Raw genomic sequence first — 13,854 nt, forward strand, 5'->3', positions numbered from 1 at the left:
GCCCGTAAGATTACGGTGACCATCAGGCGATAGGATATCCCTCCCCGACGACGAGATGTGACGTTCGACATGACTGGAATGATGGCTTCTCATTTGGTTTCGCGATGGTCCGGCGCACTTTGGTCGGGAGCGCTCGGCATCTGCGCAATCGTCGCTGTCATCCGTCCCGCCCAGGCCGATCCCCGCGCCGTGGTCGAGCTCTTCACGTCGCAGGGCTGCTCGTCCTGCCCGCCCGCCGACAAGGTCATCGGCGACCTCGCCAAGGATCCTTCGATCATCGCGCTGAGCATGCCGATCGACTATTGGGACTATCTCGGCTGGAAGGACACGCTGGCGGATTCACGTTTCTCGGCGCGGCAGCGCGCCTATTCACGCATGCGCGGTGACCGCGAGGTCTACACGCCGCAGGTCGTGGTCAACGGCGCCACCCACGTCATCGGCAGCGATCGCGCCGGCATCGAAAGCGCGATCGGCAAGACCGACGCGGGCACAGGCGTGATGAGCGTGCCGGTGACGATGTCGCTGGCAGGCAAACAGATCAACGTGTCGGTGGCGGCGAGCAAGGAGCCGGCGATCTCGCACGGCGAGGTCTGGATCTGCTCGATTGCGAAGTCGGTGCCGATCGAAATCAGCCGCGGCGAAAATCGCGGTCAGCAGATCACCTACCACAACGTCGTGCGCAATCTGCTCAAGGTCGGCGACTGGAACGGACATCCGGAAAGCTGGACGGTCCCGCTGGAGAATCTCACCTCGCGCGATGGCGTCGACGGCGCGGTGGTCTATGTCCAGGACGGCAGCCGCGAGAAGCCCGGTGCGATGCTGGGCGCGGCGTACACGTCGCTGCACTGAAGCGCGCTTCGAACTTCTTCCTGATATACGATCAGTCTAGCCCCTCATGGTGAGGAGCGCGCTCTTGCGCGCGTCTCGAACCATGCAGGCCCGCTGACGCATCTCGGGCCTCGATCCTTCGAGACGCCGCTTCGCGGCTCCTCAGGATGAGGGGAGAGTTTTTCCTGCGCACATGTTCGGAGAGAGGGAGTGCGTCGGCGGGAACACCCCGACACAAACAAAAAAGGACCAACTTGCGTTGGCCCTCCTTGTCGCGCGTACAGACCCGATCCTGTCCGACCCCGGGGGGCTGGGGGCTGAGGAATCCGGAACCGAAAGGACCGGGTCAACGCACACAAGTCTTTTCGCAATGCAGGGCGGCGGGCGATGGGCGGAAAAGCGGCGATCCTGTGATTCCTGCTAACGATCCCGTGACGGTTTGCCGCTGAGAAGTTCCACCGTTGCGTGTGTCATGATTCGCAACCCGGGCGAGCTGAGCAGCCGTCCCTCAAGAGGTCTTTCAAGAGGCCCTTGCGGTGGGGAACGGTTGGCGCAATCATGCAATTGTCATGATCCGCGGCTCCGGGGACGGTCTTCGCGGAGGCGGGTCGTGCTGATGCGACAGGAGGCGCTGCATGAGTTTGACGCCGGAGGATGCCGATCCGAGCGAGCAGCGCGCAGTGGCGCGCCCCGCCGCTGCGAACGCCCAGCCGAACCGGGTGACGTTCAACCGGCTCGAGCTGAACCGAATTCTCAATCTCTATGGCCGCATGGTGGCCGACGGCGAGTGGCGCGACTATGCCATCGACTTCCTGAAGGACCGTGCGGTGTTCTCGGTCTATCGCCGCGCCTCCGAAGTGCCGATCTATCGCATCGAGAAGGATCCGCGGCTGGCCCGCAAGCAGGGCATGTACAGCGTGATCACGGCGACCGGCCTGATCCTGCGCCGCGGCCACGAGCTCGACCGCGTGCTGCTGGTGATCGACCGGAAGCTGGCGGTGGTCTGACCACACGATCAGTGCCGTAGGGTGCGCAAAGCGCCGTGCCCACCCTCTTTCTCTATCGCCACAGATCGTGGGCACGCTTCGCTTTGCCCACCCTACGAGACCTACTTCCCCGGCACCGTCTTCGCGCCCTCGCCCAGATCGCGCTGCATCATCACCGTATCCAGCCAGCGGCCGAATTTCAGGCCGACATTCGGATGCGTGCCGATCATCTTGAAGCCGCCCCTGGTGTGCACGCCGATCGAGCCGGCATTGGCGGAATCGCCGATCACCGCGATCATCTGGCGGAAGCCGCGCCCCTCGCATTCGGTGATCAGCCGCTCCAGCAGCATCGAGCCGATGCCGCGGCGATGGAAGGAGGGGTCGAGATAGATCGAGTTCTCGACCGTGAAGCGATAGGCCGGGCGGGGCCGGTAGGCGCCCGCATAGGCGTAGCCGGCGACGCGGCCGTCGAGGATGGCGACGAAATAGGGATAGCCGCCGTCGACCAGCGCGCGGTAGCGCCGCGTCATCTCGGCGAGGTCGGGCGGTTCCAGCTCGAACGTCGCGGTGCCCTCGCGGACGGCCTGCTGATAGATGGCGGTGATGGCGGGGAGGTCGGCCTCGGTGGTGGGCCTGATTTCGGGTGCGGACATGGGGGAAGATTAGAGCGTTCCCGCCACGGCTGGAAGGGGCAGGGATGCTTCCTTACCCCTCATTGCGAGCGCAGCGAAGCAATCCAGAAATGCGTCCGCGTCGGGGCTCTGGATTGCCTCCGTCTTCGCCAAAGGCTTTTGCGGACAAGTCGTCGCTGGCATCGACGAGAGCCAGGCCCAAACAAAAACCCCGGCCTTTCGGCCGGGGTTCGTGTCCGTTCTCTCGGGTCTGGCGCTTAGTCGCGCTGGCCGAGGAGCTGCAGCAGCAGCGTGAACAGGTTGATGAAGTTCAAGTACAGCGACAGCGCACCGGAGATCGCCGCACGCTCGGCGATGTCACCGCCGGCCGAGGCGTAGCCGTAGATGTAGTCGTTCTTCAGGCGCTGCGTATCCCAGGCGGTGAGGCCCGCGAACACGAGGACGCCGACCACCGACACGATGAACTGCAACGCCGTGCTGGCCAGGAACAGGTTGACCAGGCTCGCGATGATGATGCCGATCAGGCCCATGAACAGGAACGAGCCCATGCCGCTCATGTCACGCTTGGTGGTGTAGCCGTAGAGGCTCAGCGCGCCGAAGGTCGCCGCGGTGATGAAGAACACCCGCACGATCGAGGTGTGCGTGTACACCAGGAAGATCGAGGACAGCGAGATGCCCATCAGCGCCGAGAACACCCAGAACAGGATCTGGGCGGTCGAGGGGGCGAGACGGTTGATGCCGGCCGAGATCACGAACACCATGGCGAGCGGCGCCAGCATGAACAGATACTTCAGCGGGCTCACGAACATCGCGTAGCCGAACGGCGTCAGGAACAGCTTGCCGACGCGGACGGCTTCCGGGGTCGGAACGTCAGTCACGGCAGCCATGTAAACGCCGAGCGCGGCCAGACCGGTGATGGCCAGGCCAATGCTCATGTAATTGTAGATGCGCAGCATGTAGGCGCGCAGACCGGCGTCGACCGTCGCGGCGTCAACACGCCCGGCGGCCCGGCCGAAAGGAGAAGCGTAATTGCGGTCTAGGTCCGACATGGTCGAATTCCCGTTGGTTGCCCGGTCCGGCACGAGGGTTGCCATGCCGCCGGGTCGTCTAATTCTATCTCGGATACCGATGTCTGCCGACATTAATTTTGGCTAACAATCGGGTCTCCGAACCCATCCGATATGTGGGAAACTAACACATTCGCTGCAACCGTCCACGCGCGGCCGAATGTCGCCCTTGGCGCGCAATTCAGGCGAGCAGGCGTGGTTAATTGCAGGAATCGTGCGATTCCGCTCCAGCGTAGTCACCCGCTACCTTTTGTCACAAATTGCGCAACACTGTGGCGGGCTTTTTGTTCAACGCCAGCAGCGTGCCGGCGAGCCCGAGCCCGACGGTGACGACCAGGGCGGCAACCACCACGCCGGCCGCGCTGCCGGCCTGCCAGACGAAGGTCAGGGTCATCAGCCGCGTCACGATCATCCAGGCCGCGATGCTGCCGGCGATCACGCCGAACACCGCGGTGGCAAGCCCGATCAGGAGATATTCGAGCGCATAGGCGCCGAGCAGCCGCAGCCGCGTGGCGCCGAGCGTCTTCAGGATCACCGCGTCATAGACCCGGTGGCGATGGCCGGCGGCGAGCGCGCCGCCCAGCACCAGGATCGCCGAGATCAGGGTCACGGCGCTGGCGCCGCGGATGGCGAGTGCGAGATTGGTCACGACCGCGCCGACCGTCTCCATCACCTCGCGCACGCGCACGCTCGTCACCATTGGGTAAGCGTCCGCGACCTGCTTGATGATATTGCCGTCGCCGGTCGCATCGCCGCCGGCTTCGGTCAGCGTCGCGATGTGGGTGTGTGGCGCGCCCTTGAACGCGTTCGGCGAGAACACCAGCACGAAATTGATGCCGAGCCCCTGCCAGTCGATGGTGCGGAGATTGCCGATCTTCGCCGGGATGTCGCGGCCGAGCACGTTGACGACGATTTCGTCATCGAGCTTCAGCCCAAGGCCGTCGGCGATCTTCTTCTCCATCGAGACCAGCGGCGGGCCGGAATAGTCGGCGCCCCACCATTCGCCCTCGACCACCTTGGAGCCCTTCGGCAGCTCGCCGGTATAGGTCAGGCCGCGGTCGCTCTGCAGCACCCATTCGGAATCGGTGGTGGGCTTGAGATCCTCGGCACGGACGCCGCGGGCGGCGACGATGCGCCCGCGCAGCATCGGCACGTCCTCGACCTTCGCGCCGGGGGCGATCTGGCGCAGATAATCGTCGAACGGTGCGGCCTGGGTGCTCGGAATGTCGATGAAGTAGAACGCCGGCGCGCGATCGGGCAGCGCGGCCAGGAACTGCCGGCGCAGATTGCCATCGATCTGGGTGATGGTGACGAGCACGGCCAGCCCAAGGCCGAGCGAGAGCACGACCGAGGGCGTCAGCGCGCCCGGCCGGTGGATGTTGGCGATCGCCAGCCGCAGCATGGTGAAGCGCGTGCGCGGCAGCCGGCGCGCGATCGCCATCAGCACGGCGGCGACGCCGCGCAGCACGGCGAACACGACGACGGAGGAGGCCACGAACACCGCAGCGATGCGCTTGTCGAAGGACAGGCCGATCACGACCGCAACCAGCAGGACGACCACGACGCCCATGAATGCGAGATAGCTCCAGCGCGGCCGGTGCCATTCGGAAGCAATGGTATCGCGGAACAGTGCGGCGACCGGCACGTCGTGCACGCGCCCGAGCGGCCACAGGCCGAAGGCAAGCGCGGTCAGCAGGCCGTAGACAAAGGACAGCGCGAGCTCGTCGGCATGCACCGCCGGCACCACCGGCAGCGGCAACAGCTTGCCGAACAGGCCGACGATGGCAAACGGCATCGCCGCGCCGAGCGCCAGCCCAATCACCGAGCCGATCCCGGCGAGCAGGACGACTTGCGCGAGGTAGATGCCGAACACGTCGCGGCCCGTGGCGCCGACGGCCTTGAAGGCCGCGATCACCTCGAGCCGGCGGTCGATATGGCTCTTCACGGCGTTGGCGACGCCGACGCCGCCGACCAGCAGGGCGGCGAGGCCGACCAGGGTCAGGAATTGCGTGAAGCGGCCGATATTGCGCTCGAGCTGCGGCGAGGCATTGGAACGGCTGCGGACTTCCCAGCCGGCCTGCGGCGCGGCGTTGCGCGCGTCCGCGATGAAGGCGTCGGTGGCACGATCGCTGTTGGCGGTGTCCGGCAGTTTGACGCGGTAGACCCAGCGCACCAGGCTGCCGGGCTGGATCAGCCCGGTGGCGCGCAGGGCCACCTCGCTGATCAGGAAGCGCGGACCAAAGCCGATGCCGCCGGCGAGCTTGTCGGGCTCGGCCTCGACGCTGGAGCGGATCTGGAACGTCGCCGAGCCGATGGTGACGCGGTCGCCGATCTTGAGCGACAGCCGCGCCAGCAGCGTCGGGTCGGCGGCGGCACCGAATGCGCCGTCGCGCATCGCGAGCAGATCGGTCAGCGGGACTTGCGGCGCCAGCGTCAATTGGCCGAGCATCGGATAGGTGTCGTCGACCGCCTTCATCTCGACCAGCGCCAGCTTGCCGTCGGCCGCGCGCGCCATGCCGCGCAGGGTGGAAGCCACGGAGACGGTGCCGCGCGAGCGCAGGAAGGCCACTTCTTCGGGCTTCGCCTCGCGCTGGAACAGCACGAAGGAGACGTCGCCGCCGAGCAGCGTGCGTCCCTCGCGGGCAAGGCCGTCGCTGAGGCTCGCCGACACCGAGCCGACGCCGGCGATCGCCATCACGCCGAGCGCGATGCAGGCGATGAAGACGTAGAAGCCGCGCAAGCCCCCGCGCAATTCGCGCAAGGCATAGCGCAGCGACAGCGCGACGCCGTTCGGCTTCGCAAACGGTTCGACAGCAATGCTCATGCGTTGGTCGTCTGCGTGTCGATCCGGCCCGAGCGCAGGCGGATCACGCGATCGCAGCGATGCGCGAGCGAGGAATCGTGCGTGACCAGCACCAGCGTCATGCCGCGCTCGGCATGCTTGGTGAACAGGAGATCGACGATCTGCTTGCCGGTCGCCTCGTCGAGATTGCCGGTCGGCTCGTCGGCGACGAGGATGGCGGGATCGGGTGCGAGCGCGCGCGCCAGCGCGACGCGCTGCTGCTCGCCGCCGGAGAGCTGCGTCGGATAATGATGCAGGCGATCGCCGAGCCCGACCGATTGCAGCTCCTCGGCTGCGCGCTTGTTGGCATCGGGATTGCCGGCGAGCTCGAGCGGCACGGCGACGTTCTCCAGCGCCGTCATGGTCGGGATCAGATGGAAGGACTGGAAGACGATGCCGACCTGGCGGCCGCGGAAGCGGGCGAGCGCGTCCTCGTCGAGGGCATTGAAAGGCGTGCCTGACACCACCACCTCTCCGCTATCAGGACGCTCCAGCCCCGCCATCACCATCAGCAGCGTGGATTTGCCCGAGCCTGACGGGCCGATCAGGCCGATCGTCTCCCCCGAGCCGACGCGCAAGCTGATATCCTTGAGGATGTGAACGCGTGCCGCCCCCGACCCCAATGAGAGATTGACGTTGGAGATGGCGATGGTGTCCGGCGCGGTGCCGGCGAGCGAAGAGGATTCGATGCGACTGTCCATGGTCCGGTCATATGGCAACTCCGCACGCGCGGTCGAGAGGCGTTACGGTTTCTTCATGCACATAGCCGTGTTGATGCTCGCTTTGATGACGGTCGGTGGCCCGGCTTGGGCAGAAACGACAAAGCCGATCAAGCTTGTCGTTCTGGGCGATTCCCTGAGCGCCGGTCTCGGCCTTCCGGCCCAGGAGGCGTTTCCGGCCAAGCTGCAAAAGGCCTTGCAGGCCAAAGGCATAGCGGTTGACATGATCAACGCGGGCGTCTCCGGCGACACCTCGTCCGGCGGCCGCGACCGGCTCGACTGGTCGGTGCCCGAGGGAACCGAGGGCGTCATCGTCGAGCTCGGCGCCAACGACGCGATGCGCGGCATCGATCCCGACTTGACGCGCGCGGCGCTGACCGACATCGTTACGCGTCTCAGGGCGCGCAAGATCGCCGTGATGCTGTGTGGCATGCTGGCGCCGCCGAATTTCGGCGCAGACTATGGCGCGCGCTTCAATTCGATTTATCCGAATTTGGCAAAACAGTTCGATCTGCCGCTCTATCCCTTCTTCCTCGAAGGTGTCGCGGCCGATGCCAAGCTCAATCAGGCCGACGGCATTCATCCGACCGCTGAAGGCGTCGACATCGTCGTCAACAAGATGCTGCCCACGGTGGAGGCATTCCTGCGCACGATCGGCGAGCAGCGCCGTTGAAAAGCAGGCAATGCTAACCCTAACACCCAGGGTTTTCCCGGTGTAGCCTTGGCAACACTTCGCAGAGTCACACAACTGCGATAGGAATCAGGGTACCGGTGATTCGTCGCCGGCTCTAATTTGGATAGGGTCCTTGCTGAGAGGACCGTACCCAAGCATCGGGAGTGAGAAACGATGCCGCGTTTGTTCACTGGTCTGGAAATTCCGGCCGAGATCGGCCAGTCGCTTTCCAATCTCAGGGGCGGCCTTCCCGGCGCCCGGTGGATCGATCCCGAAAATTATCACGTTACATTACGCTTCATCGGCGACATCGACGGCATCTCCGCCAACGAGATCGCATCGATGTTGTTTCGTGTCGACCGCAAGCCCTTCGAAGTGAAAGTGCAGGGCTTGCAAAGCTTCGGCGGCCGCAAGCCGCGCGCGGTGGTCGCCACCATCGCGCCGAGCAGGCCGCTGATGGAATTGCAGGCCGAGCTCGAACGCATGATGCAGCGGATCGGCCTCGATCCCGAAGGGCGCAAATTCATTCCGCATGTCACGCTGGCCCGGCTGCACGACGCCACCGACCGTGACGTCGCCGACTATCTCTCGATCCGCGGCTACTTCCCGAGCAAGGCGTTCATGGCGGAGCGGTTCGTGCTGTTCTCGTCGCGTGCGTCGACCGGCGGCGGCCCCTATGTGGTCGAGGACGCCTACGAGCTGTGCGAGTAGGTCGCTCGCGACGATGTACGAAACAGTGGGTCCCCGCTCTGCGCAGCGGGACGGGGAACGCATAGCGCCCCGCACCAATTGACGGCTTGCAATTTCCGCCGGTCTCTGGCGGTAAGGAGCGATGCTCTCCACCCAGAATTCCTCCTTCAGCGAAGCATATCAGGCCCAGATCGCCTCCGGCGCGATCGAGCCCGATGCCGCGCAGGCCGACGTCGCCGAGGCCTACACGGCGCTCGACCTGCGGCTCGCGAACTACAAGCCGCAGCGCAAGCAGGGGCTGCTCGCCCGCTTGTTCAGCGGCGGCGACAAGGATGAGGCGCCGCGCGGACTCTACGTCCATGGTGAGGTCGGCCGCGGCAAGACCATGCTGATGGATCTGTTCTTCCAGCACTCCACCGTCGAGCACAAGCGGCGCGCGCATTTCCACGAATTCATGGCGGAAGCGCATGAGCGCATCTACGACTATCGCCAGGGCATCGCGCGCGGCGAGATCGCCGACGGCGACGTCATCGCGCTGACCGCGCATGCGATCTTCGAGGAAAGCTGGCTGCTCTGCTTCGACGAATTCCACGTCACCGACATCGCGGACGCGATGATCCTCGGCCGCCTGTTCGCGAAGCTGTTCGAGCTCGGCACCGTCGTGGTCGCGACCTCCAACGTCGCGCCCGACGATCTCTACAAGGGCGGCCTGAACCGCGCGCTGTTCCTGCCCTTCATCAAGCAGATCACCGACCACATGGACGTGCGACGGCTGGATGCGCGCACCGATTTCCGGCTGGAAAAACTTCAGGGCGTGCCGATGTGGCTGACGCCTGCGGATGGCGACGCCGATGCTGCGCTCAACAAAGCCTGGGCGAAGATGACCGGCAACGCCAAGTGCAAGTCGCGCGACATCCAGATCAAGGGCCGCACCCTGCACGTGCCGTGCTCGGCCCATGGTGTGGCGCGCTTTGGCTTCGCCGATCTCTGCGAGAAGCCGCTCGGCGCATCCGACTACCTCAGGCTGGCGCACGACTATCACACGATCCTGGTCGACCATATTCCAGTGATGGATTTCTCCCAGCGCAACGCCGCCAAGCGCTTCATCACGCTGATCGACACCCTCTATGACAATGCCGTGAAGCTGATGGCCTCGGCCGATGCCAACCCGATCTCGCTCTACCTCGCCCACGAAGGCAACGAGGCGATGGAGTTCAAGCGGACCTCGTCGCGTCTGATCGAGATGAGCTCGGAATCCTATCTGGCGCTGCCTCACGGCCGCAAGGATTCCACCGCCAGCGGCTCCACCAAGGGTTTGGTCGAGACTTAAGTCCTATTTGCCAGCGCTGTCATTCCGCCGCGCCGGCCTTCGCGGGCGAGCTCGAAATCTGGTGCGTGACTTTCGGGTTAACGCCCACGCGCGCCCGGGAATGACAGGGTTGCGCTCGGATGCGCAGCAAGCCCGACAATTGGGCATTGGGCGACTTGAACGGCGGAAGCGAAAGGGATAACCACCCTCTCAGTTTTCCCCTCCTCACGTGTCTAAAGGACAGGTTCACATGGCGCGCGACAAGATTGCTTTGATTGGCTCCGGTCAGATCGGCGGAACGCTGGCTCACCTCATCGGCCTGAAAGAACTGGGCGACGTCGTGATGTTCGACATTGCCGAGGGCGTGCCGCAGGGCAAGGCGCTCGACATCGCGCAGTCCTCGCCGGTCGACGGTTTTGACGCGCACTACACCGGCGCGAACTCCTACGAAGCCCTCGACAACGCCAAGGTCTGCATCGTCACCGCCGGCGTGCCGCGCAAGCCCGGCATGAGCCGCGACGACCTCCTCTCCATCAACCTCAAGGTCATGGAGCAGGTCGGCGCCGGCATCAAGAAGTACGCCCCCGACGCGTTCGTCATCTGCATCACCAACCCGCTCGACGCCATGGTCTGGGCGCTGCAGAAGGCCTCGGGCCTGCCGCACAAGAAGGTCGTCGGCATGGCCGGCGTGCTCGACTCCTCGCGCTTCCGCTACTTCCTGGCCGACGAGTTCAACGTCTCCGTTGAAGACGTCACCGCCTTCGTGCTCGGCGGTCACGGCGACACCATGGTGCCGCTGGTGAAGTACTCCACCGTCGCCGGCATCCCGCTGCCCGACCTCGTCAAGATGGGCTGGACCTCGCAGGCGCGCCTCGACGAGATCGTCGACCGCACCCGCAACGGCGGCGCCGAGATCGTCAATCTGCTCAAGACCGGCTCGGCCTTCTACGCGCCCGCCGCTTCGGCGATCGCGATGGCCGAGAGCTATCTGCGTGACAAGAAGCGCGTGCTGCCGTCGGCCGCCTACCTCAACGGCGAATATGGCGTGAAGGACATGTATGTCGGCGTCCCCGTCGTGATCGGCTCCAAGGGTGTCGAGCGCGTCGTCGAGATCGAGCTCGCCGGCAAGGACCGCGAGGCCTTCGACAAGTCGGTCGGCGCAGTGCAGGGCCTGGTAGACGCCTGCAAGAAGATCGCACCCGACCTTCTCGGCCGCTAAGGGCAAGCAATCCCCGCCGAAGATCGAAACCCGGTCTTCGGCGGTTTCATTTCCGGGCCCCGGCTAGCCGGGACGGGGGCCGGTTCCAAGATTTCCGATGTCAAAGAATCCGGGTTGCAGTTCTCGTGGTATATGGTATGCCAGCCACAAGACTGAGGTGGGCCCCTAGGGGTCTCCGCCCGCGGGTTCAGGGAGCGATCATATGAATATCCATGAATATCAGGCCAAAGCGCTGCTGAGCGAGTTCGGCGTAGCGATCTCGAAGGGCGTTCCGGTCCTGAAGGCCGCCGACGCCGAAGCCGCCGCCAAGGCGCTGCCGGGTCCGGTCTATGTGGTGAAGAGCCAGATCCACGCCGGCGGCCGCGGCAAGGGCAAGTTCAAGGAAGCCTCGGCCGGCGACAAGGGCGGCGTTCGCATCGCCAAGTCGGCCGCGGAGGTCTCCGAATTCGCCAAGCAGATGCTCGGCGCCACCCTGGTGACGATCCAGACCGGCCCCGCCGGCAAGCAGGTCAACCGCCTCTACATCGAGGACGGCTCCGACATCGACAAGGAGTTCTACCTCTCGATCCTGGTCGACCGCGAGACTTCGCGCGTCTCCTTCGTCGTCTCGACCGAAGGCGGCGTCAACATCGAGGACGTCGCGCACAACAACCCGGAAAAGATCGTCACCTTCTCGGTCGATCCCGCGACCGGCATCATGGGCCATCACGGCCGCACCGTCGCCAACGCGCTGAAGCTCTCCGGTGACCTCGCCAAGCAGGCCGAGAAGCTCACCGCGCAGCTCTACGCGGCCTTCGTCGCCAAGGACATGGCCATGCTGGAGATCAACCCGCTGGTCGTGACCAAGCAGGGCCAGCTCCGCGTGCTCGACGCCAAGGTGTCGTTCGACGACAACTCCCTGTTCCGTCACCCCGACGTGCTCGCGCTGCGCGACGAGACCGAGGAAGACGCCAAGGAAATCGAGGCGTCCAAGTACGACCTCAACTACGTCACCCTCGACGGCAATATCGGCTGCATGGTCAACGGCGCCGGTCTCGCCATGGCGACGATGGACATCATCAAGCTCTACGGCATGGCGCCGGCGAACTTCCTCGACGTCGGCGGCAGCGCCAGCAAGGAGAAGGTCGCGGCCGCGTTCAAGATCATCACCGCGGATCCCAACGTGAAGGGCATCCTGGTCAACATCTTCGGTGGTATCATGAAGTGCGACGTGATCGCCGAGGGCGTCACCGCCGCCGTGCGCGAGGTCGGCCTTAGCGTTCCGCTGGTGGTTCGCCTCGAAGGCACCAACGTCGAGCTCGGAAAGAAGATCATCCGTGAATCCGGCCTGAACGTGGTGCCGGCCGACAATCTCGACGACGCCGCGCAGAAGATCGTGAAGGCCGTCAAGGGAGGCTAAGGCCATGACCCAGGACCATCTCGCCGCATCATCCCCCCTCACCGAGCACATGCGCCTGTCGGCGTTCGCCGGCGAATGGAATGGTGAAGAGGTGGTCTTTCCGTCGCGCTGGACGGAGGGTGGCTCCGCCACCTCTCATGTCGTGGCGCGCATGGACCTCAACGGCTTCTACCTGATCCAGGACGCGGTGCAGATGCGTGACGGCAAGCGGAGCTTCGCCACCCACGGCATCTTCACCTGGGACCGCGACGACCGGACCTACAAATTGTTCTGGTACGATTCACTCGGCTACACGCCGCCCGCGCCCGCCTCCGGCGGGTGGGTCGGCAAGACCCTGACGCTGGTGCGCGGCTCGCTCCGCGGCAATGCGCGCCACGTCTACGAGATCATCGACGACAATTCCTACTCGTTGAAGATCCAGTTCTCGCCGGACGCGGAAGGCTGGGCTGACGTGCTCACTGGCGTCTACCGCCGCATCCACTGACCTCTCACTCGTTAGTTTCGCGAAAGCAGACCTCATGTCCATCCTGATCGACAAGAACACCAAGGTCATCTGCCAGGGCTTCACCGGCAAGAACGGCACCTTCCACTCCGAAGCCGCGATTGCCTACGGCACCAAGATGGTCGGCGGCACCTCGCCGGGCAAAGGCGGCTCGACCCATCTGAACCTGCCGGTGTTCGACACCGTGCGCGAGGCGCGCGAGAAGACCGGCGCGGATGCATCGGTGATCTACGTGCCGCCGCCGGGCGCGGCCGACGCGATCTGCGAAGCCATCGACGCCGAGATCCCGCTGATCGTCTGCATCACCGAAGGCATTCCGGTGATCGACATGGTGCGCGTGAAGCGTTCGCTGGCCGGCTCCAAGTCGCGCCTGATCGGGCCGAACTGCCCGGGCGTCATGACCGCCGGCGAGTGCAAGATCGGCATCATGCCGGCCAACATCTTCAAGACCGGCTCCGTCGGCATCGTCTCCCGTTCGGGCACGCTGACCTATGAAGCCGTGTTCCAGACCTCCCAGGAGGGCCTCGGCCAGACCACCGCGGTCGGCATCGGCGGCGACCCGGTCAAGGGCACCGAGTTCATCGACGTCCTCGAAATGCTCCTGGCCGACCCCAAGACCGAATCGATCATCATGATCGGCGAGATCGGCGGCTCGGCCGAGGAAGACGCCGCCCAGTTCCTCAAGGACGAGGCCAAGCGTGGCCGCAAGAAGCCGATGGTCGGTTTCATCGCCGGTGTCACCGCCCCTCCCGGCCGCCGCATGGGCCATGCCGGTGCGATCATCTCGGGCGGCAAGGGCGACGCCGGTTCCAAGACCGACGCGATGAAATCCGCAGGGATTACAGTGTCGCCGTCTCCCGCACGCCTTGGCCACACGCTTGCCGAAAAATTGAAGGGTTAATTCACTCCTTCGTGCTTTTCCGGGCGAAGTTTCGCAGCAAATAGGGTAAATGGTGCCAGTCGCGTCGGGCCTCTGCCGGGGAGCCCG

Annotated in this window: 13 protein-coding genes; 9 read left to right on the forward strand and 4 right to left on the reverse strand. The window is 64.9% G+C overall.

Features of this window, described 5'->3' with window-relative positions; all coding sequences use genetic code 11:
- Positions 1-69: 69 nt before the first annotated feature.
- Together QA645_RS02240 and QA645_RS02245 are read left to right on the forward strand one after the other, a co-directional pair.
- Positions 70-849: a DUF1223 domain-containing protein gene (locus tag QA645_RS02240; RefSeq protein ID WP_283047899.1), complete on the forward strand. Its 780-nt coding sequence runs from the start codon at positions 70-72 to the stop codon at positions 847-849.
- Between the two features lie 614 nt (positions 850-1,463).
- Positions 1,464-1,835, forward strand: coding sequence for a DUF2794 domain-containing protein (locus QA645_RS02245; protein WP_254127653.1), 372 nt, complete (start codon positions 1,464-1,466; stop codon positions 1,833-1,835).
- Positions 1,836-1,936: 101 nt separating this feature from the next.
- On the opposite strand, the gene QA645_RS02250 is transcribed toward QA645_RS02245, so the two are convergent.
- The 4 genes from QA645_RS02250 to QA645_RS02265 form a co-directional block, all read right to left on the reverse strand.
- Positions 1,937-2,467, reverse strand: coding sequence for a GNAT family N-acetyltransferase (locus QA645_RS02250; RefSeq protein ID WP_283047900.1), 531 nt, complete (start codon positions 2,465-2,467; stop codon positions 1,937-1,939).
- 236 nt (positions 2,468-2,703) lie between these two features.
- The gene (locus QA645_RS02255) at positions 2,704-3,495 is read right to left on the reverse strand and encodes a Bax inhibitor-1/YccA family protein (RefSeq protein ID WP_234684314.1); all 792 of its coding nucleotides are present in this window, start codon (positions 3,493-3,495) and stop codon (positions 2,704-2,706) included.
- A 271-nt stretch (positions 3,496-3,766) separates the two neighbouring features.
- Positions 3,767-6,337, reverse strand: a complete 2,571-nt coding sequence (locus QA645_RS02260; RefSeq protein WP_283047904.1) for an FtsX-like permease family protein — start codon at positions 6,335-6,337, stop codon at positions 3,767-3,769.
- Entirely contained in the window at positions 6,334-7,056 is a 723-nt protein-coding gene (locus tag QA645_RS02265) for an ABC transporter ATP-binding protein (RefSeq protein WP_254191311.1), read from the reverse strand. Before QA645_RS02265 ends, QA645_RS02260 begins: the two co-directional genes overlap by 4 nt.
- Before the next feature lie 55 nt (positions 7,057-7,111).
- On the opposite strand from QA645_RS02265, the gene QA645_RS02270 reads away from it, so the two are divergent.
- The 7 genes from QA645_RS02270 (at position 7,112) to sucD (ending at position 13,767) form a co-directional block, all read left to right on the forward strand.
- A complete protein-coding gene (locus QA645_RS02270) occupies positions 7,112-7,747 on the forward strand; it encodes an arylesterase (RefSeq protein WP_283053637.1) in 636 nt (211 codons plus the stop codon).
- Between the two features lie 174 nt (positions 7,748-7,921).
- Positions 7,922-8,458 carry an RNA 2',3'-cyclic phosphodiesterase gene (thpR, locus tag QA645_RS02275; RefSeq protein ID WP_254127657.1) on the forward strand — a complete coding sequence of 179 codons (537 nt, stop codon included), beginning with the start codon at positions 7,922-7,924 and terminating at the stop codon, positions 8,456-8,458.
- 121 nt (positions 8,459-8,579) lie between these two features.
- The gene (zapE, locus tag QA645_RS02280) at positions 8,580-9,767 is read left to right on the forward strand and encodes a cell division protein ZapE (protein WP_254191312.1); all 1,188 of its coding nucleotides are present in this window, start codon (positions 8,580-8,582) and stop codon (positions 9,765-9,767) included.
- A gap of 229 nt (positions 9,768-9,996) precedes the next feature.
- Entirely contained in the window at positions 9,997-10,965 is a 969-nt protein-coding gene (gene mdh, locus QA645_RS02285; RefSeq protein WP_094972741.1) for a malate dehydrogenase, read from the forward strand.
- A gap of 202 nt (positions 10,966-11,167) precedes the next feature.
- Positions 11,168-12,364, forward strand: coding sequence for an ADP-forming succinate--CoA ligase subunit beta (gene sucC / locus QA645_RS02290; protein WP_254127660.1), 1,197 nt, complete (start codon positions 11,168-11,170; stop codon positions 12,362-12,364).
- 4 nt (positions 12,365-12,368) lie between these two features.
- Positions 12,369-12,848 carry a DUF1579 family protein gene (locus QA645_RS02295; RefSeq protein ID WP_254191313.1) on the forward strand — a complete coding sequence of 160 codons (480 nt, stop codon included), beginning with the start codon at positions 12,369-12,371 and terminating at the stop codon, positions 12,846-12,848.
- A 34-nt stretch (positions 12,849-12,882) separates the two neighbouring features.
- Positions 12,883-13,767 carry a succinate--CoA ligase subunit alpha gene (gene sucD / locus QA645_RS02300; RefSeq protein WP_008145220.1) on the forward strand — a complete coding sequence of 295 codons (885 nt, stop codon included), beginning with the start codon at positions 12,883-12,885 and terminating at the stop codon, positions 13,765-13,767.
- Positions 13,768-13,854: the final 87 nt, after the last annotated feature.

Origin of the sequence: Bradyrhizobium sp. CIAT3101 (genome assembly GCF_029714945.1) — a bacterium.
Classification (GTDB): domain Bacteria; phylum Pseudomonadota; class Alphaproteobacteria; order Rhizobiales; family Xanthobacteraceae; genus Bradyrhizobium.